The organism is Bradyrhizobium sp. A5 (assembly GCF_042076515.1).
Lineage (GTDB): Bacteria > Pseudomonadota > Alphaproteobacteria > Rhizobiales > Xanthobacteraceae > Bradyrhizobium > Bradyrhizobium cosmicum.
In genome coordinates this window covers 278,253-296,021 of record NZ_CP148990.1, presented here as the reverse complement: position 1 = coordinate 296,021, position 17,769 = coordinate 278,253, and the positions used below count along the sequence as shown (strand labels likewise).

Here is a 17,769-nt window from a genome sequence, read left to right as displayed (position 1 = left end):
CTACTGCGCTTAAGGGAATTTTCCGGCCTCCTCGCTAGGCTCGGCGGTTGAATGACGTTGCGTTAAGTCTATTGCCCGCCGAGGCACCGCCGATCCCATGACGTCGACCGACGATAACGAGCTTGGTGCACGCCGCGAAGAGGGCCCGCAGGCCCTGGTCGGGCTGAGCCAGCTTGCGCTCGACCACATGGAGCAGGGCGTCTGCGTCTACGACGCCGACAACCGGATCGTGCTGGTCAACCAGCGGTATCTGTCGCTGTTCAACATGTCCGCCGAGACCGTGCGGATCGGCACGAGCTACCGCGACGTGCTTGCTCACAGCGCATCACTCGGCAACTTCCCGGCAAGCGAGCTCGATGCGCTCTACACCAGGCGCGTGAAGCAGATCGCCGCCGGTCAGCCCTTCCGAACCGAGCAGACACTCGCAAGCGGCCTCGTCATGTCGCTCGAACTGAAGCCGCTCCCGGGGGGCGGCTGGATGACGATCTGCGACGACGTCAGCCGCCTCGCCCGGCTCGAGGCGGAGCTGCGCCTCCAGACCGAGCGCAGCCAGCACGCGCTCGCCAACATGTCGTACGGCCTCATCATGTATGACGCCGACAGCCGCATCGTCGTCTGCAACGAGCGCTTCCTGAATCTCTACGATCTCGATCCCAATATCGTGAAACCGGGTGTCGCGCACAGCACGGCCATCGACCACTGGCTGTCGCGAGGCAACAAAGCGGACATGTCTGGAGACAAATTCCGCGATTCACGGATGGACGACGTTCGGGCCAGGAGCCCGAAAGCGGTCCTTGTGACACGCTATGACGGCGGAAAAGTTCAGGCTGTGTCACGATTCATGCCTGACGGCGGCTGGGTGACGGTGCATGAAGACGTCACCGAGCGACTGCAATATGAAGAGACGCTGAAGCAGCAAAACATGATGCTGGATGCGGCCCTCGAAAACATGGCGCATGGTCTTGCCTTCTACGACAGCGACATGCGACTTCGGGTCTGCAACAACACGTACCGGCAGATCTACCGGCTGTCGCCGGAGCAGACGCGACCCGGCACGCATCTCTCCGAGCTGATCGAGCGCTCGATGCGGAACGGCGCCTTCGCTACCGAATACAGCCCGCAGGAGATCCTGGAAACCGCCCGCGAACGGCTCGCGCACCGCGACTCCTCACCGATGCGCCGGCGCATGGTCAACGACACCGTGATCTCGGTGCGTTACTGCGCGCTGGCTGAAGGCGGCTTCGTCGCCACCTATGAGGACATCACCGAGCGCGAGCACGCGGTCGAGGAGCTGAGCGAGCAGTATAGGCGCTTCGACGCGGCGCTGAACAACATGAGCCAGGGCCTGTGCATGCTCGATTCGAGCCTGCGCGTCATCGTCTGCAACCGTCGCTATATCGAGATGTACGGCCTGTCGACGGACATCGTGAAGCCGGGCGTCTCGATGCGCGAGATCATGGAGCATAGCTGCGAGATCGGCATCCATTCGAACACGACAGGTGCAAAGCTCTATGCCGACTACGTCGAAAGGCTGCGCGAAGGTGAGCACACGCTGCATCGCCATTTGAGCGACGGCCGCATCATCAAGCTCAATCACAAACGGATGGAGCATGGCGGCTGGGTCGTCACCTATGAGGACGTCACCGAGCGCCACAAGGCCCAGGCCCGCGTGGCGCACATGGCACGGCACGATTCGCTCACCGACCTGCCCAACCGGACGCTGTTCCATGAGAAGATGGGCGATGGACTGAATCAGGTGGCGACCGCCGGCGGCGCGATGGCCGTGCTGTGCTTCGACCTCGACAATTTCAAGACCGTCAACGACCGGTTCGGCCACGCCGCCGGCGATCGGTTGTTGCGCTGGGTAGCGACGCGGCTGAAGGAGAATGTCGGCGAGCACGACACCGTCGCCCGCCTCGGCGGCGACGAGTTCGCAATTCTGCAGCGCGGACCGCAACCGCAATCGGCAGAGAAACTCGCTAGCCGTCTGGTCGACATCATCGCTCAACCGCTGCAGCTGGAAAGCCAGTCGGTCCATGTCGGGGTCTCGGTCGGCATCGCAGTCGCCCCCGATCACGGGCTCGATGCCGACGAACTGATGAAATGCGCTGACCTCGCATTGTACCAGGCCAAGGCCAAGGGCCGCGGCGCCTATCAGCTGTTCGAGCCCGAGATGGAGGAAGAGGCACGCCGCCGGCACGCGCTGGAACACGATCTACGCGGCGCCTTGGAGGCCAACGAATTCCATCTGGTGTTCCAGCCGCAGGTGCGTCTCGACACCACAGAACTGACCGGCTTCGAGGCGCTGCTGCGCTGGAAACATCCTGCGCGCGGCCTGGTTTCGCCTGCCGAATTCATTCCGCTGGCGGAAGAGAACGGGCTGATCGTCCCGATCGGCGAGTGGGTGCTGCGCACGGCCTGTGCGACGGCGGCGCCCTGGGCGGATCTGACGGTCGCAGTCAATTTGTCGCCGGTGCAGTTCCGTTCCCGCGGGCTGGTGACGATGGTCACGAGCGCACTCGCGGAGGCCGGCCTGCCGCCGCGGCGGCTCGAGCTCGAGGTCACCGAAACGGCGCTGCTCGACGACAGCGAGGCGACGATCGAGATCCTGCACCAGCTCCGCGCGCTCGGCGTGCGCGTCAGCCTCGACGATTTCGGGGTCGGCTATTCCTCGCTCAGCTATCTGCGCAAGTTTCCGTTCGACCGCATCAAGATCGACCGCTCCTTCGTCGGCACGCTCGGCGAGAGCCCGGAGAGTGTCGCCATCGTCCGCACCATCGCGAGCCTCGGCTCCGTGCTCGGCGTCGAGACCACGGCGGAAGGCGTCGAGACGATCGAGCAACTCGATTTCGTCCGCGCGTGCGGCTGTACCGCGGTGCAAGGATATTATTTCGGCAGACCCTGCCCCGCAGCCGAGGTCGGACGCGCCATCGAGACGCTGAACGCGGTTCGCCGCGTGGCGTAAGGGCTCCGGCCCCCTCAAATTCCGTCTCTCGGCACACATCCGAACGACCAATTGTCGCACGTGACTTTTCGGCGGGATCGCCATCCCGATGGCGTGGGAGGGCCGCGCAATGCGCTTTTCTTCTCCCGTGATTTCGAGGACAATCCCGCCATAACAATGAGAAACGGCGGTCCAACGAGGCCGCCGCGAGGGAGGAGTTTCGATGTCGAGATTCGGGCTGAAGACGATTGCCTTTGCTGCCATGCTTGCAATCACGGGCGCGTTGCTCGCGACCGCCGCCGGTGCGCAGGATTATCCCATCAAGCCGATCACACTGATCGTGCCATGGCCGGCGGGCGGCTCGACCGACATCTCGATGCGCGCGATCGCCGACAGCGCCTCGAAGGTGCTGGGACAGCCCATCGTCGTCGACAACAAGGCCGGCGGCGGCGGCACGGTCGGGCCGGCGACCATGGCAGCGGCAGCGAAGCCCGACGGTTACACCATCTCGCAGATCCCGATCACCGTCTTCCGCCTGCCCCTGATGCAGGAAGTCTCATGGGATCCGGCCAAGGACTTTACCTATATCATTCACCTCACCGGCTACACGTTCGGCGTGACCACCAGCGCGGAGTCGCAGTTCAAGTCCTGGAAGGACGTGGTGGAGTTCGCCAAGGCGAATCCAGGCAAGGTGACCTATGCCACGCCGGGCACGGGCACCTCGCTGCATATCGGCATGGAGCAGATCGCGGCCATGTCGGGCATCAAGCTCACGCAGGTGCCGTTCAAGGGCGGCGCGGAGACCAATGCCGCGGTGCTCGGCCAGCATACCATGCTGCAGGCCGATTCCACGGGATGGCGACCGCTGGTCGACGCAGGCAAGCTGAAACTCCTGATGGTGTGGACCGGCGCGCGGTCGCCGAACTATCCCGACGTGCCGACGCTGAAGGAGCTCGGCTATCCCATGGTCTACGATTCCCCGTTCGGCGTTGCGGGCCCGAAGGGCCTGGACCCCAAGATCGTCGCCAAGCTGCACGATGCCTTCAAGAAGGCGGTCGAAGACCCCGCGGTGATCGCGACACTCGCCAAATACGACATGGTGCCGAACTACAAGAACACCGAGGACTACAGGAAATTCGTCGTCGAGATCACGGAATCCGAGCGCAAGGTGATCGATAGCCTCGGGCTTGCGAAGAAGTAGGACCGAGCCGCCGCAGATGCTGACGTCATCCTGAGGTGCGAGCCGCACTTGCGGCTCGCCTCGAAGGATGGATCGGGGCACCGCCGCCCTTCGAGGGCCGCTGAAGAAGCGGCCACTTCAGCGACAACGGCATCGCCGTTGCGCAGGGGTGACTGTGGTTAAGAGGTGTTTCACATGAACGACCAAACCAGCGTCAAACTCCGCCTCAACAACTCCGAACTCTGGGGCGGACTGATCGGGCTCGGGCTCGGCGGCTTCGTGATCTGGCAAGGCTTGAAGCTGAAGCTCGGCGCCATCAACGATCCCGGCTCCGGCTACGTGCTGTTCTACACGGGCATCCTGATGTGCGTGTTCGCGGGCTCCATCATCGTCTCGGCGGTGACCGAGGGCGGCCCGACGCTGGCTTCGCGATGGGAGAACGTGAGCTGGAGCAAGCCGCTTCTCGTCATCGTCTGCCTCATCGCGTTTTCGTTCGCCCTGGAGCCGTTGGGATTCCTGCTGTCGTCGATCCCGCTGCTGCTGCTGCTGTTGCGATTGATCGATCCCGTGCGCTGGGCACTCGCCATCCCGATCGCCGTGCTGGTGCCGTCAGGCATGTGGTGGGTGCTCAAGCGCCTGCTCTTGATCCAGCTGCCCTCGGGCCTGTTCGGGATCGGTTGACCTCATGGACACGCTCGTCAACGTCGCGCATGGGTTCGGTGTCGCGCTGCTTCCGATCAACCTGCTCTATTGCTTCATCGGCGTCTTCATCGGAACGCTGGTCGGCGTGCTGCCGGGCATCGGGCCGATTTCCGCGATGTCGCTGCTGCTGCCCGTGACGCTGTCCGGCACGCCGGAATCCGGCATCATCATGATGGCCGGCATCTATTACGGCTCGATGTATGGCGGCTCGACCACCTCGATCCTGGTCAACATCCCCGGCGAGGCGGCTTCCGTCGTCACCTGCATCGACGGCCACCAGATGGCGAAGCAAGGCCGTGCGGGCCCTGCGCTCGGCATTTCCGCCTTCGGCTCCTTCATCGCCGGCACGTTCGCGCTGCTTGCGCTCATGCTGGTGGCGCCGAGACTTGCCAGCATCGCGATCGCGTTCGGACCGGCCGAGTATTTCAGCCTGATGGTGCTCGGCCTCGTGGTGCTCACCTTCCTTACCCAGGGCTCGATGCCGAAGGCGCTTCTGATGGCCTGCATCGGCGTCGTGCTTGGGCTGATCGGGCTGGACAGCATCACGGCGCAGCCGCGGCTGACATTCGGCCGCATGGAGCTGATCGACGGCATCGGCCTCGTGCCTGTAGTGATGGGCCTGTTCGGCGTCGCCGAGGTGCTGCTCAACACCGAACAGGCGATCAAGCGCGACATCATCAATGCGAAGATCACGCAGCTCCTGCCCAACAAGGCCGACTGGCAAGCGAGCGCCGGCCCCGTCGCGCGCGGCACGCTGCTCGGATTCCTGCTCGGCATTCTGCCGGGCGGCGGCGCGGTGGTGGCCTCGTTTGCATCCTACGCGCTGGAGAAGCGACTGTCGAAGACGCCTGAGCGGTTCGGCCATGGCGCGATCGAAGGCGTTGCGGGCCCTGAATCCGCCAACAACGCGGCGGCCGGCGGGGCGTTCATTCCATTGATGACACTGGGCATCCCGCCGAACGTGGTGATGGCACTGCTGCTCGGCGCCTTCGTCATCCACGGCCTGCAGCCGGGGCCGCTGCTGATCACGCAAAACCCCGGCCTGTTCTGGGGCATCGTCGCCAGCATGTATATCGGCAACGTCATGCTGCTGATCCTGAACCTTCCGATGATCGGCATGTGGGTGCAGCTGCTGAAGCTGCCCTACAACATCCTTTTCCCCCTGATCATCCTGTTCACGATCCTGGGCGTCTACTGCTCGAGCAACAACGTGTTCGATGTCTACGTGATGATCGCGTTCGGCATCGTCGGCTATTTCATGCGCAAGCTCGGCTACGAGCCGGCACCTCTGGTGCTTGCCTTCGTGCTCGGGCCGATGCTGGAGAACAATCTGCGCAAGTCGCTGATCCTGTCGCAGGGCGATCTCTGGACCTTTGTGCAGCGGCCGATCTCGGCGGCCTGCCTTGCGCTCGCGCTGGCGCTCTTGGTCGCACCACTGTTGCCGTCGCTGCGCAAGAAGCGCGAGCTGGTGGCGCTGGACGAAGGCGCGTGAACGTTTTCCTTCGTAACCTTCGTCAAAACAACCCCATGCACAGTAGAAAGGGGTTGATTCCAAAGGGGAAATTTTGACGTGAAACGCTACCCCGCGGCAGGCAGCACGCTGTCCGGCGGCGCGCTCCAAGGGCGCTCGGCCGAGGCGAGCCCGATCAGGCGGCCCTGGATGTAGTCGCAGCCCCAGTCGCGCAGCATGTTAGCGGCGTCCTCGTCCTGCACCCATTCGGCCACCGTCTTGATGTCAAGGCGGCGGGCGAGGTCGATCAGGGTCTGCACGAAGGCGCGGTCGTCGGCGGAGTGGGTGATGTTCTGCACGAAGGCGCCGTCGATCTTGACGATGTCGACGCCGAGCTTGCGCAGGTTTCGGAACGAGGTGTAGCCGGCGCCGAAATCATCGATGGCAATGCGGCTGCCGAAGCTCTTCAGCCGTGTGACGAAGCCGCGGACGTCCTCGATGTCCTGGATCGCGACGGTTTCGGTGATCTCGACGATCAGCCGTTCGGCAACGCCGGGATGCGCGCGCATGAGCGATTCGATGCTGGCCCACCAGTCCGGATCCATCGTCGTATCCGGCGAGATGTTGAGGCTGAGGCAGATGTCGGGCGCGGCCGCGAGCTCGGCGACCACGAGCTCGAGCACGCGGTGATCGACGAGGCGGATCAGGCCGAGCCGCTCGGCGACCGGCACGATGTCGGGCGCAAGCAGCACCTGGCCGCCGCCCTGGTCCATCCGCACCAGGCATTCGTGGAACGCACGTTCGCGCGAGGCGGCCGACACGACCGGCTCATAGGCGAGCTTGATGCGGCGCTCGTTGAGCGCCGTGACGATCTCGTCGGTGACGCGGATGTTGACGCGGCGCTGTGCGTCGCGCGCGGCATCCGGACGCCATGCCGCGAACGAGCCGGCACGGCGGCGCTTGGCGGCGTCGAGCGTCTCATGGGCGCGATTGACGGCCTCGTCGGTGTTGCGAGCATAGCGCGGCATGCTGACCGCGCCGATCGAAGCGGTGACCGAGACCGGTCCGGATTTGGTCGGCACCACCTCGTCGCGAATGCCGGCAAGGAAACGCTCGGCGGCGACGTTCATGTCGTCGACGGTGCAGTTCTTCAGGATCAGGCCGAACTTGTTGCCTGAGAAGCGTCCGAGCACATCGCCGCCGCGCAGCCGCGCGCGAATACGCTTGGCAACGTCGAGGATGACGGCGTCGGCAACGTCGAAGCCGAAGGCGTCGTTGACTCGGGCGAGATGATCGATGCCGACCAGCATGAAGGCCGCGGTCGAGCGGAAGCGGGTCGTCTCCTCGATCGCCTCGGCCAGGGCCGCGATCAGGTGCGAGCGGTTGAGCTCGCCGGTCAGCGGATCGAGCCGGGCGAGCTTGGTCAATTCCTCGTCGCGGGCATGACGCTCGTTGTTGATGCGGACGGAGCCGATCGCGCGGACCGGGCGGCCGTCGGGACCGGCAAACCAGCGTCCGGTCTCCTCGATCCAGACCACGGGATCGGAGGCGCTCATGCGCACGCCGTACTCGACCCGATAGGGCGTGCCATCGGCACCATGCACCGCCGAGGTTTGCGCCAGCGCCGCGGTCCGCAGCGACTGCGCGGGCTCGATCAGCTTGGCGAATTCGGCGCCGGTCGCCAGGCGCTCGGCCGGGATGCCGGGGAAGATGGCACTGGCATGCTCACCCCAGACGATGACGTCGCTGGCGATATCCCAGGCGAACACGGCCTGACCGAGGGCGGCCAGGATGTCGGAGGCTTGCGGCAATGCAGGGGTCAAAATCGCCTCGTTTCGGGACAGCGGGGAGTCCTGGGCCGGGACAGAATACGGCCAGATTCGCTTCCAACCCTAGGCAAAGTTCATAAACAATTTGGAAACCACGTTTTGCAGCGCCTCGGAACCAAGCCGGCCCGGCCGGCATAGGCCTTGCGAGTACATGACACGCAGCGGTGCCAGCGTCTCGAAACGCAACAGGCTTCGCCGGATCACGGTGATTTGCGATGTTGAGTACTGATCGATCGGACCAGATGGACAACGGCCCGGGCACTGCCCTGGTGCCGCAACTGCCGATGTTGCAGTGGGTCAACAAGGCCCCGCTACCGCGCCCCGATCCGAGCTTTGTCGCCCAGCTGATTGCCAATGCCGAGCACCTGCCCCAGACCAGCCGGCTGCGCCGCGCCTCTTCCGAAGACGCGCAGATGGCCTATGGCAGCAAGCGACCGCTTCCGAGCGTCACCGCGCGCACGCGGCAGGTGGCTTAAAGGAGATCAGCGCGGCGGCACGTCGGAAGACGGCTGCGTGCCGCTGCCCGGCTGCAGATGCGGCGAGGGAATTTCCGGCGAAGGCGAGTTCACCGGCTTCGGCGCGGGGTGATCCATCAGGACGGATTCGGCAACCGACTGCGCCGAGGGCGCGGGCGTCTCAACCGCTGGCGGCGGCGCGTTCACCGGCTCGAACCTCGGATCGGCCACGGCCTCATCGGCCGGCACTGCGGCCTGACGCTTGGCCTTGCGCGGTGCCGGCACCGTCGTCTCGGCAATATAGGTGACGCGGCGGCGCGTGCGCTGGGCGATGCCGCCGAGGAAATCGGCCATCGCAAGCAGCACCAGCAGGAAATAGGTGGAGTTGCCGAATTTGGGCCACATCACGAATTCGGCGGCGGCGGCGCCGAACACGATCAGCGACAGCAGGTGATCCATCAGGAATTTGGAGCCGGGCCGGGCGCCTTTGACCACCTCCAACAGCAGCAGCACGATACCGAGCGCGAGCATCAAGTCGGCGAGCGTGACCGGCCAGGCTTCGCCCGTGATCATCGGCACCTTGAACAGCACGTCCGTAAAGGACACGCTCGGCATCAGGAAGGCGATGATGTTGTAGATCGCGAGCGGAATCAGGAGCAGCGGGAAACCGACCATCGGCGAAATGCCTTCTCGATCAAGATATCCAGACAGGACAATGCGGCGGCGGAGCATTGGCTCCGTCGCCGTCACTGTCATATCTCAAGGGTTGGCCGAAATCAGGCAGGCAAAATCATCCTGCCCAAGAAATCCCGCCCAAGGAAAAGTCCTGCCTCAGGACTCTTTCTTCTTCAGGACCTGACGGCCCTTGTACATGCCGGTCTTGAGGTCGAGATGGTGCGGACGACGGAGCTCGCCGGAGTCCTTGTCTTCCACATAGGTCGGCTTCTTGATGGCGTCTGCCGAGCGGCGCATGCCACGACGCGACGGCGAGGTTTTTCTTCTCGGAACGGCCATTTCAATATCCTCTAGGGATTGGTGTTTTCAGGGCATCGTCCGAGGGACGGCTCAGCACCCCAACGGGGCGAGCAAATGCCGATCAAGGCCGGGCTTATAGAGGAAGGCTGGTCGCAAAGCTAGGGTTCTGGGCCGGAAATTGCGCCCGAAAAGGGCTCAAAATCAGCGAGTATCCCGCCAGCAGGTCAAAAGTGAGCTGGCCTGCGCCCTTGCCACATAGGTCCCCGCCAGCCGCCGGACGCCCGGCCCCGGGGTCCTGGCGCTGCGTTTGACCGGATTCGGGAGGATCGAGGCCAGAAGTGCCGCCTCCCGGGGGGAGAGGTTCGCCGCCGACTTGCCGAAGGCATAGGCGCTGGCCGCCTCGACGCCAAACTGCCCCTGCGGCCCAAGCTCGGCGATGTTGAGGTAAATTTCCAGGATCCGCGCCTTGGGCAGGACCAAGTCGATCCACAGCGCCAGCGGGAATTCCAGCGCCTTGCGGACAAAATCCCGCCCCTGCCAGAGGAACAGGTTCTTGGCCACCTGCTGGGTGATGGTGGAGGCGCCGCGGAAGGCGGTGCCGTCTTCCTGCGCGTCGTCGATCGCCTCGCGCAGCGCGCCCCAGTCGATGCCGTGATGCTTGCAGAAATGGGCGTCCTCGGCCGCCACCACCGCCCGCGGCAGTGAGGGCGACATGGCCGCCAGGTCGATCCACTCCCGCTGCATCGGCGCGCCGCGGAGCGAACGCCAGGCCATCAGCGTCGAAACCGGATGGCCGGCGCGGTAGAACGGGGCGATCACATAGGGCGCGAGAGCTACGAGCGCGACCAGCAGGAGGAGGATTTTAACGATGCGCAAATCGACCTTTCCGGCGCAAAATAAACGCGGCCACGGATCCCGGCATTAAGTCTGTGATAATTCGGGCCTTTTCCAGCACTTTTTAGGCCTTCCAAACGATTGACTGAGGCGGGCTCATAAAGGATTGTCCCGCCGAATTTTAGTTCTGGAGCCCTTCTTGATGACCGGCACGTCCCCGTCCGATTTCGCCAAACGTCTGGACAAGACCGCTGATGATACCGAGGCCCTGCTCGCGCGGCTCTTGTCGGACGACATCCTGCACGATGAGATCGCCCGGCCCAAGCGACTGATGGACGCAATGCGCTATTCCAGCCTGAATGGCGGCAAGCGTCTGCGGCCTTTCCTCGTGGTCGAGAGCGCAGCCGTGTTCGGTGTTCCCCGCGAGGCCGCACTGCTCGTTGGCGCCGCGCTGGAATGCATCCACTGCTACTCGCTGATCCATGACGACCTGCCGGCGATGGACAATTCGGACCTGCGCCGCGGCCGCCCCACCCTGCACAAGAAGACCGATGACGCGACCGCGATCCTCGCGGGCGACGGCCTGCTGACGCTCGCCTTCGACATCGTCACCCGCGATGAGATCCACCGCGACGCCAATGTGCGGCTCCTGCTGACGCGCGCGCTGGCGCGCTGTGCCGGCATTGGCGGCATGGTCGGCGGCCAGATCCTCGATCTCGCCGGCGAAGGCCGCTTTGGCGGCAACGAGCCGATCGATGTTGCCCGCATTCAGCAAATGAAGACCGGGGCGCTGCTGCGTTACGGCTGCATCGCCGGAGCGGTCCTCGGCCAGGCCTCGCAAAAGGAATACCAGGCGCTCGACGATTACGGTCGCGCCCTCGGCGAAGCCTTCCAGATCGCCGACGACCTGCTCGACGTCGAGGGCGACGCGGCCGCGCTCGGCAAGCCTGCCGGCGCCGATGCCGCACTCGGCAAGACCACATTCGTCACCCAGCTCGGCATCGAAGGCGCCAAGCAGCGCGTGCGCGACCTGCTCGCGCGTGCCGACAGCGCGGTGTCGATCTTCGGCGACCGTGCCGCCGTGTTGCAAGCCGCCGCGCGGTTTGTCGCCGAGCGGAAGAACTAATCGCGCGATGGCGGGCGACAAGAAAGAAGATCCCGCCCTCGCCCGCTTCCGCCAGATGTCGCGGCCGATGCGGCTGATTTATGCGCGGCCACGGACCTTCATCTCGCTCGGCGTCGGCATCCTCGTCTGTCTGCTTTTGCCGGGCTCGATCCGGCTGACGACGCGGCTCGTGATCGGCTGGGACGCGCTGATCGCGGTCTATCTGGTGCTGGTCTATGTGATGATGCTGTGCAATGACCACGAGCACATCCGCCGCGCCGCTGCGATGCAGGACGACGGCCGCTTCGTGATCCTGCTGGTGACGGCGATCGGCGCCTTTGCGAGCATCGCAGCGATCGTCGCCGAGCTCGGCGTCCACCGCGGCGCCGCGGCGCTGACGATCGCGATCACCACGATCGCGCTGTCCTGGGCTGCCGTGCACACGACTTTCGCGCTGCATTACGCTCATGACTATTATCTGCACCCGCCAGGCGGGTTGCAGTTCCCGAGCGGCGACAAGGAAGATCACGCCGACTATTGGGACTTCGTCTATTTTTCGTTCGTGATCGGCATGACCGCACAGGTCTCCGACGTCGGCATCACCGACAAGACCATCCGCCGCACAGCCACCGCGCACGGCATCGTCTCGTTCATCTACAACACGGCCTTGCTGGCGCTGACGGTGAACATCGCGGCAAGCGCGATCTCGAACTGACGTCGCCCAGGTCGTCCGTGGCGCCGTCAGCGAATGGTGCGAGACCTAGTTGCACACCTCGGTATTTGCGTCGTTGCCGGGGCCGCCGCCGCCGCGATATTCGAGATGGCAGCCGCGGCTGACCGGACGGCAACCGCCGCCATTGCAGTAGACCTGCCCGCCACCCGCGGCGCGGCCTGCGCCGGCTGCGACACCAGCCGCAGCGCCGATTCCGCCGATGCCGCCATAACCGCCCGCAGCGCCCACCTTCGGACCCTGCCGCGCGGGACGGTCTTCGCTGTCGTCACGCCGCGAGGTCGCGGGCTTGGAAGCCGACGGCTTGGCGGCGCGCTTCTTCTCGCATTCATTGTCGTCGTTCAGCGCAAAACCGTCGCCACAGACGATCTTCGTGCACTTGTCGCCGTCGGCCTTGAAGCCGTGCTCGCACACCAGCGGACAGACCCGCGACGGCTTTGACTTGACCGTGTCGAGCGCGTCCGTGCTCGCCACCTTCACGTCGAGCTTGGTGCCGGCATAGCGGTTGAACTGCGACAGCGACCGCCGCGCGGACGTGTTCCAGTTGCCGTCGGCCTGGCCGGAGAAGCAGCCGACGCGGCCGAGCTCGGTCTGCACCGACCGGTTGAGGTCGGCCGGCGCCGTCGCAGGCGTCAACGAGGCGACGTTGGTGCCGGCGGGGCTGGCCGTGGTGGCCGGGGCAGCGTTCGGCGCCGCGGCGGCCAGATTGACGCGCTGCTGCTCGGCGGCAGCGGCCTGCTGCTGTGCCTGCTCCTTGACCTTCTGCGCGGCAAGCTGCGCCTGCTCGGCGGCCTTCGCATCGGCCGCGGCCCTGGCCTGTGCATCCTTCTGCGCGCCAAGCGCGGCGAGACGGTCCCGCTCCGCCTCGGCCTGCTTCGCCTTCTCGGTGGCGGCCGCATGGGCCTGCTCGGCGCCGATCTTTTCAAGCTGAAGCTTGGCGAGGCTCGAATAGAAGCCATCGGGATGCTGGGCGAGGAACGCATCCCACGCCGGCCTGTTTCCGACCTGGAGCGCGAGCTCGTAATCGCGGCGGATATCGGCCTGCGGGTTCGCCACCGGCGCCGCCGGGGCTGCCACCACCTTGACGGGCACCAGCGGCACGTCTTCGCCGCCGAGCGAGCCGTACACGAACGGCTCCTGCTTGTTGCCGGTCGACTTGAGTACCTCGTCGCGCACGAAGCCGAAGGCGCGGCGGACATCGAGGCCCGGCGTCGTCAGATGCTTCGACAGCGCGACGGTAAACGGACTGTTGGCGCCGTCGCCGTCCTGCGCCGTGAAGCCGGCCTTGGCCGAATAGGCAATCAGCGTGTTCGGGCTGGTCGGCTCGACCTGGGCGAGGCCACGGCCAATGCCGCGCGAGGCGACCGTGCGCTTCATGGTCTTGCCGAACGGATTGTCGCGGCAGGCATCCAGGATCACCAGGCGAAGCTGCTTGGCCGGATCGACCGCGACCAGGACGCGGTCAAGGGAGAGCGCTTCGTCGTAGACGTCGGTGTCGCGCTCGAGCTTGGCATCAACCGGGATCAGATAGTTCGAGCCTTCGACCTCGATGCCGTGGCCGGCATAATAGACCACGGCGATGTCGGCATCGCGGGTTGCATCGGCGAATTCCCGCAGCACACGCCGCGTGTCCAACGCCGACAGATCGTGCCGGGAATCGACGATGTCGAAGCCGGCCTCTTTCAGGGTCCTCGCCATCACCGAACCGTCGTTGACGGGATTGGTGAGCGACGGCGCGTGCTGATAGGCCGAATTGGCTATTACCAGCGCGACACGCTTTCCGGCGAACGCGGGCCCGGCGCCGAACAGCAGCGCGACCGCGAGGAGGAGCGGGCAAAGTCTGAGCAAATTGCGCATGACACGACTTCCACGAGTTCAGGGCAGTTCAAGCCCCTTTGGCACCGCTTTAGCAAGATCCGCCGCTGGCGCTTGTGATGGAGGTCACGAACGCGGCGCCGGCGACCGGGCGAAAGACCCCTTTTGTTTGTCGCGCCAACCCGGTCGGGGTTCGCCGGGACATGGGGCGTGGGCCGGGTTCCCGTCAGGCATCCCCGATGTGCCCCTGATATTGCGGCAGATCGTCCGTGATCTCATGCCAGGGCGCTTTCGAGCCCACGAAAATATGGGCGCTCGGCCGGATCGAGGGGGCATCGACCAGGGTTCCCATGGCGACATGGACCCATTTCCCGTCGCGCACCCGGGAATAAAGCAGCGAGCCGCAGCGGGCACAGTGCGCGTCATGGGTGGTGGCGTCGCCGTAGATGAGGCGCTGGTCCTCACCCCGGACGAGACGGAGCTGGTCCTGCACAATTCCGGCGAATGGCTTGAAGGCGGAGCCCGTGGTGCGGCGGCAATTCGAACAGTGGCAGTTCATCGCGTAGGAAAACGCATCCGCCACCTCATAGCGCACGGCGCCGCAATAGCATTCGCCGGTGAGGATGCGAGCGTTCGAATTTTCTGATCCGGTCATGGCGACGCCTTGGCGCAAATGGCTGACACACCCATAGCGCATTCTGATGTCTACGACTAAGTTCGCCCCAAGCCATCAGCCAAAGGGATGACCCATGAGCCAGAACCGTTCCAGCGTCGAAGCCGTCGTGCAATCCTATTTCGACGGACTTTACGAAGGCGACGCCGAGAAGCTCGGCGCTATCTTCCATCCCTCGGCCGATCTGCGCTGGGTCGAAAAGGGCGAGCTGCAGGTGCTCACCGTGCCCGACTGGCTCGACCGCGTGCGCACGCGCGCCTCCGCCAAGGCCGAGGGCAAGCCGCGCGAGGATTTCATCGTCACCATCGATCGTTCCGACGACAAGACCGCCTTCATCAAGGTGCGCTGCCAGCTGCCGCCGCGTTTCTTCACCGACTATCTGGTGGCGATGAAGCTCGCGGACGGCTGGCAAATCGTGTCGAAGTCGTATCGGTATGACCTGAAGGAGTGAGCGGGCCTCTTCGCTCCGCCCGCGGTTTCGGACGCTCTGTCCATATCCTCCGTCATTGCGAGCGCAGCGCGCTACGTTCGCAATGACGGTGCCTGAAAGCTCCCCATGCCTCTCGACCGCCGCTCCCTGCTCGCCTCACTGTGCTGGATGGCCGCCTCTCCAGCATTCGCCGCGGATGCACTTCCAGAACTCGAATCCTACGAGCGCGAAACCGGCGGCCGGATCGGGGTCTACGCCGAGAACCTCGGGACCGGCGCCAAGCTCACCTGGCGGGCCGATGAACGCTTCGTCATGTGCTCGACCTTCAAGGCCTCGCTTGCGGCTTGCGTGCTGGCGCGGGTCGATCGCGGCGAGGAGCAGCTTGCAGCCATGATCCCTTATGGCAAGGCCGACCTGCTGGACTACGCGCCAGTCGCCAAGCAAAACCTCGCGACCGGCAGGATGTCGGTCGCCGAGATGTGCAAGGCGATCGTCGAACTCAGCGACAACACCTGCGCCAATTTGCTGCTGGCGCGGATCGGCGGGCCGGCCGCGCTCACGACGTTCTGGCGATCGCTCGGCGACACCACGTCGCGGCTCGACCACAATGAGCCCGAGCTCAACCGCTCGCCGCCCGGCAATCCCCATGACACCACAACGCCGGCAGCGATGGCTGGCAATCTGCGGCGGCTGGTGACGGGCGAGGCATTGTCGCCGTCATCGCGCGCGCAGCTCACCGAATGGATGGTGGGCTGCAAGACCGGCGCGAACCGGCTGCGCGGCGGACTGCCGGCAGGCTGGGCAATCGGCGACAGACCGGCAACAACGGCAAGGATGCATCGGGCGATATCGCGGTGGTCTGGCCCGACACCAGGCCGGATACGCCGATCCTGATCGCGGCCTATACCCAGGGCGGCGCCCCCAACGCCGCGCAGATCGAGGCAGTGTTCGCACGGATCGGACGCATGGTGGCCGAGCGGCTGGCGTGAGCCGGCCGCATTGACCTTGCGGGCGCTTCCGGGTCAAGACAGACCATCATGGAAGTGAAGTTTCAGATCTTTCTTATCCTGCTCGCCGTGCTGGCCGGCACGGCGCTCGCCGCACGCCGCTTCAACGTCGCGCCCGCCATCCTCCTGATGCTCGTGGGCGTCGGCCTCGCCTTCGTGCCGGGCATGCCGCCGGTTGAGCTGCCGCCGGCATTGGTGCTGCTGTTGGTGCTGCCGCCGCTGATCTACTCGGCAAGCGTCGCCATGAGCTGGCGCGAGTTCAGGAACAACCTTCGCCCGATCGTGCTGCTCGCGGTCGGCGCGGTGATCTTCACCGCGGCGATGGTGGCGGCCGCCACGCATTATCTGATCGGCCTGCCCTGGACCATCGGCTTCCTGCTCGGGGCCATCGTCGCACCGCCCGACGTGGTGGCGCCGCTCGCGATCGCGCGCCGGCTGAACATGCCGCGCCGGCTCCTGGTCATCCTCGAAGGCGAAGGGCTCGCCAACGACGCCACGGCGCTGATCCTCTACCGCTTTGCGCTCGCCGCCATCATGGTCGGACATTTCTCGCTGCCGCTCGCGGCCGGCGAGTTCGTGCTGATCGTCGCCGGCGAGATCGCCTTTGGCATCGGCGTCGGCTGGCTCTCCTTGCGTTTCCGCAAATGGGCGAGGGATCAGCAGGTCGAGCTGACGCTGTCGCTGATCACACCCTACGTCTCCTACTGGCTGCCCGAGCATGTCGGCGGCTCCGGCGTGATCGCCACGGTCGCCTGCGGTCTCTATGTGAGCTGGAACGGGCCGCTCCTGATCTCGTCCGCGACGCGCCTGCAAGGCATCTTCTTCTGGGACCTCGTGATCTACCTGATCGAAGGCCTGCTGTTCCTGCTCACCGGCTTCCAGATGCGCGCGCTCTACGAGAAATCGAAGGCGTTCCCGCTCGACGACATCATGATCGCGACCGCCTTGGTCATGACCATCATCGTCCTCGCGCGCTTCGCATGGCTCTATCCCGCGACCTATCTGCCGCGGATACTCAGCAAGTCGCTGCGCGCGCGAGATCCGTCACCGCCATGGCAATGGCCGTTCGTGCTCGCGTTCACCGGCGTGCGCGGCGCCGTGTCGCTGGCAGCAGCCCTGGCGCTGCCGTTCACCCTGCCGGACGGCGAGGCCTTTCCATATCGCGACCTGATCCTGTTCGTCGCCTTCGGCGTCATTTTCATCACGTTGATCGGCGTCGGCCTGACACTGCCGCCGGTGGTGCGCTGGCTCGGCATCGCCGAAGCCGGCCGCAACGAACATGTCGCCGAGCACGAAGCCGAGATCGCGGCGCGACGCCAGGCCCTCGACGCCGCGCTGAAGTCGCTCGACGCGCTCACCGCGAAAAAGGACATCTCCGACGAAGTGATGCGGCTCCTGCGCGCGCGCCACGAGATTCGCTTCAGCCAGCTTCCCGACTCGCTCGATCCCGCCCACCACGACGTCTCCGCCGCAGGCACCGCGCTGACCCGCGAGCTGATCGCCGCCGAACGCAAATTCATCCATGACCTCCTGCGCGACGGCCAGATCACCGACGAAACAAGGCGCCGGATCGAGAGGGATCTTGATCTGGAGGAGGCGAGCCTGGCGAACCGGGAGTATCGGGGAGCGCCGCTGTAGCC

General features: G+C 65.2%; 15 protein-coding genes and 1 pseudogene. 10 read left to right on the top strand and 6 right to left on the bottom strand.

Annotated elements, in window-relative coordinates:
* Positions 1 to 97: 97 nt before the first annotated feature.
* The 4 genes from WHZ77_RS01380 to WHZ77_RS01365 all read left to right on the top strand — a co-directional run bounded on the left by WHZ77_RS01380 (position 98) and on the right by WHZ77_RS01365 (position 6,318).
* A complete protein-coding gene (locus WHZ77_RS01380; RefSeq protein WP_375312053.1) occupies positions 98 to 2,965 on the top strand; it encodes a PAS-domain containing protein in 2,868 nt (955 codons plus the stop codon).
* A 202-nt stretch (positions 2,966 to 3,167) separates the two neighbouring features.
* Entirely contained in the window at positions 3,168 to 4,145 is a 978-nt protein-coding gene (locus tag WHZ77_RS01375) for a tripartite tricarboxylate transporter substrate binding protein (RefSeq protein ID WP_375312052.1), read from the top strand.
* Positions 4,146 to 4,319: 174 nt separating this feature from the next.
* Complete coding sequence (locus WHZ77_RS01370) at positions 4,320 to 4,805, top strand: tripartite tricarboxylate transporter TctB family protein (protein WP_375312051.1); 486 nt, start codon at positions 4,320 to 4,322, stop codon at positions 4,803 to 4,805.
* 4 nt (positions 4,806 to 4,809) lie between these two features.
* Positions 4,810 to 6,318 (top strand): tripartite tricarboxylate transporter permease, encoded by a 1,509-nt coding sequence (locus WHZ77_RS01365; protein ID WP_375312050.1) that lies wholly within the window; start codon positions 4,810 to 4,812, stop codon positions 6,316 to 6,318.
* 86 nt (positions 6,319 to 6,404) lie between these two features.
* On the opposite strand, the gene WHZ77_RS01360 is transcribed toward WHZ77_RS01365, so the two are convergent.
* Positions 6,405 to 8,099: an EAL domain-containing protein gene (locus WHZ77_RS01360; protein WP_375312049.1), complete on the bottom strand. Its 1,695-nt coding sequence runs from the start codon at positions 8,097 to 8,099 to the stop codon at positions 6,405 to 6,407.
* Positions 8,100 to 8,320: 221 nt separating this feature from the next.
* Here WHZ77_RS01360 and WHZ77_RS01355 point away from each other — a divergent pair, with 221 nt between their 5' ends.
* Positions 8,321 to 8,581: a hypothetical protein gene (locus WHZ77_RS01355; RefSeq protein WP_375312048.1), complete on the top strand. Its 261-nt coding sequence runs from the start codon at positions 8,321 to 8,323 to the stop codon at positions 8,579 to 8,581.
* A 6-nt stretch (positions 8,582 to 8,587) separates the two neighbouring features.
* Here the strand turns inward: WHZ77_RS01355 and WHZ77_RS01350 are convergent, their stop codons facing one another.
* The 3 genes from WHZ77_RS01350 to mtgA all read right to left on the bottom strand — a co-directional run bounded on the left by WHZ77_RS01350 (position 8,588) and on the right by mtgA (position 10,411).
* Positions 8,588 to 9,235: a hypothetical protein gene (locus WHZ77_RS01350; RefSeq protein WP_375312047.1), complete on the bottom strand. Its 648-nt coding sequence runs from the start codon at positions 9,233 to 9,235 to the stop codon at positions 8,588 to 8,590.
* Positions 9,236 to 9,391: 156 nt separating this feature from the next.
* A complete protein-coding gene (gene rpmF, locus WHZ77_RS01345) occupies positions 9,392 to 9,574 on the bottom strand; it encodes a 50S ribosomal protein L32 (RefSeq protein ID WP_007598106.1) in 183 nt (60 codons plus the stop codon).
* 162 nt (positions 9,575 to 9,736) lie between these two features.
* Positions 9,737 to 10,411, bottom strand: a complete 675-nt coding sequence (gene mtgA, locus WHZ77_RS01340) for a monofunctional biosynthetic peptidoglycan transglycosylase (RefSeq protein WP_375312046.1) — start codon at positions 10,409 to 10,411, stop codon at positions 9,737 to 9,739.
* Between the two features lie 160 nt (positions 10,412 to 10,571).
* Between mtgA and WHZ77_RS01335 the strand changes: the two genes are divergently transcribed.
* A complete protein-coding gene (locus WHZ77_RS01335; protein ID WP_375312045.1) occupies positions 10,572 to 11,495 on the top strand; it encodes a polyprenyl synthetase family protein in 924 nt (307 codons plus the stop codon).
* 7 nt (positions 11,496 to 11,502) lie between these two features.
* Positions 11,503 to 12,189 carry a DUF1345 domain-containing protein gene (locus WHZ77_RS01330; RefSeq protein WP_375312044.1) on the top strand — a complete coding sequence of 229 codons (687 nt, stop codon included), beginning with the start codon at positions 11,503 to 11,505 and terminating at the stop codon, positions 12,187 to 12,189.
* A gap of 45 nt (positions 12,190 to 12,234) precedes the next feature.
* Here WHZ77_RS01330 and WHZ77_RS01325 read toward each other — a convergent pair whose 3' ends face one another.
* Positions 12,235 to 14,061: a caspase domain-containing protein gene (locus WHZ77_RS01325; protein WP_375312043.1), complete on the bottom strand. Its 1,827-nt coding sequence runs from the start codon at positions 14,059 to 14,061 to the stop codon at positions 12,235 to 12,237.
* A 184-nt stretch (positions 14,062 to 14,245) separates the two neighbouring features.
* Entirely contained in the window at positions 14,246 to 14,674 is a 429-nt protein-coding gene (locus tag WHZ77_RS01320; protein ID WP_375312042.1) for a GFA family protein, read from the bottom strand.
* A 94-nt stretch (positions 14,675 to 14,768) separates the two neighbouring features.
* Between WHZ77_RS01320 and WHZ77_RS01315 the strand changes: the two genes are divergently transcribed.
* The 3 genes and pseudogenes from WHZ77_RS01315 to WHZ77_RS01305 all read left to right on the top strand — a co-directional run bounded on the left by WHZ77_RS01315 (position 14,769) and on the right by WHZ77_RS01305 (position 17,767).
* On the top strand, positions 14,769 to 15,143 hold the full coding sequence (locus tag WHZ77_RS01315) for a nuclear transport factor 2 family protein (RefSeq protein WP_375312041.1): 375 nt from the start codon (positions 14,769 to 14,771) through the stop codon (positions 15,141 to 15,143).
* A 105-nt stretch (positions 15,144 to 15,248) separates the two neighbouring features.
* Positions 15,249 to 16,111 (top strand): annotated as a pseudogene (bla, locus tag WHZ77_RS01310) (class A beta-lactamase).
* Positions 16,112 to 16,159: 48 nt separating this feature from the next.
* Positions 16,160 to 17,767: a Na+/H+ antiporter gene (locus tag WHZ77_RS01305; RefSeq protein WP_375312040.1), complete on the top strand. Its 1,608-nt coding sequence runs from the start codon at positions 16,160 to 16,162 to the stop codon at positions 17,765 to 17,767.
* Positions 17,768 to 17,769: the final 2 nt, after the last annotated feature.

Excerpts from the sequence above, each read along its gene's own strand:
- WHZ77_RS01380 (WP_375312053.1), top strand. The coding sequence starts at position 98 with ATGACGTCGACCGACGATAACGAGCTTGGTGCACGCCGCGAAGAGGGC.
- WHZ77_RS01375 (WP_375312052.1), top strand. The coding sequence starts at position 3,168 with ATGTCGAGATTCGGGCTGAAGACGATTGCCTTTGCTGCCATGCTTGCA.
- WHZ77_RS01370 (WP_375312051.1), top strand. The coding sequence starts at position 4,320 with ATGAACGACCAAACCAGCGTCAAACTCCGCCTCAACAACTCCGAACTC.
- WHZ77_RS01365 (WP_375312050.1), top strand. The coding sequence starts at position 4,810 with ATGGACACGCTCGTCAACGTCGCGCATGGGTTCGGTGTCGCGCTGCTT.
- WHZ77_RS01355 (WP_375312048.1), top strand. The coding sequence starts at position 8,321 with ATGTTGAGTACTGATCGATCGGACCAGATGGACAACGGCCCGGGCACT.
- WHZ77_RS01350 (WP_375312047.1), bottom strand. The coding sequence starts at position 9,235 with ATGGTCGGTTTCCCGCTGCTCCTGATTCCGCTCGCGATCTACAACATC.
- rpmF (WP_007598106.1), bottom strand. The coding sequence starts at position 9,574 with ATGGCCGTTCCGAGAAGAAAAACCTCGCCGTCGCGTCGTGGCATGCGC.
- WHZ77_RS01335 (WP_375312045.1), top strand. The coding sequence starts at position 10,572 with ATGACCGGCACGTCCCCGTCCGATTTCGCCAAACGTCTGGACAAGACC.
- WHZ77_RS01330 (WP_375312044.1), top strand. The coding sequence starts at position 11,503 with ATGGCGGGCGACAAGAAAGAAGATCCCGCCCTCGCCCGCTTCCGCCAG.
- WHZ77_RS01325 (WP_375312043.1), bottom strand. The coding sequence starts at position 14,061 with ATGCGCAATTTGCTCAGACTTTGCCCGCTCCTCCTCGCGGTCGCGCTG.
- WHZ77_RS01320 (WP_375312042.1), bottom strand. The coding sequence starts at position 14,674 with ATGACCGGATCAGAAAATTCGAACGCTCGCATCCTCACCGGCGAATGC.
- WHZ77_RS01315 (WP_375312041.1), top strand. The coding sequence starts at position 14,769 with ATGAGCCAGAACCGTTCCAGCGTCGAAGCCGTCGTGCAATCCTATTTC.
- WHZ77_RS01305 (WP_375312040.1), top strand. The coding sequence starts at position 16,160 with ATGGAAGTGAAGTTTCAGATCTTTCTTATCCTGCTCGCCGTGCTGGCC.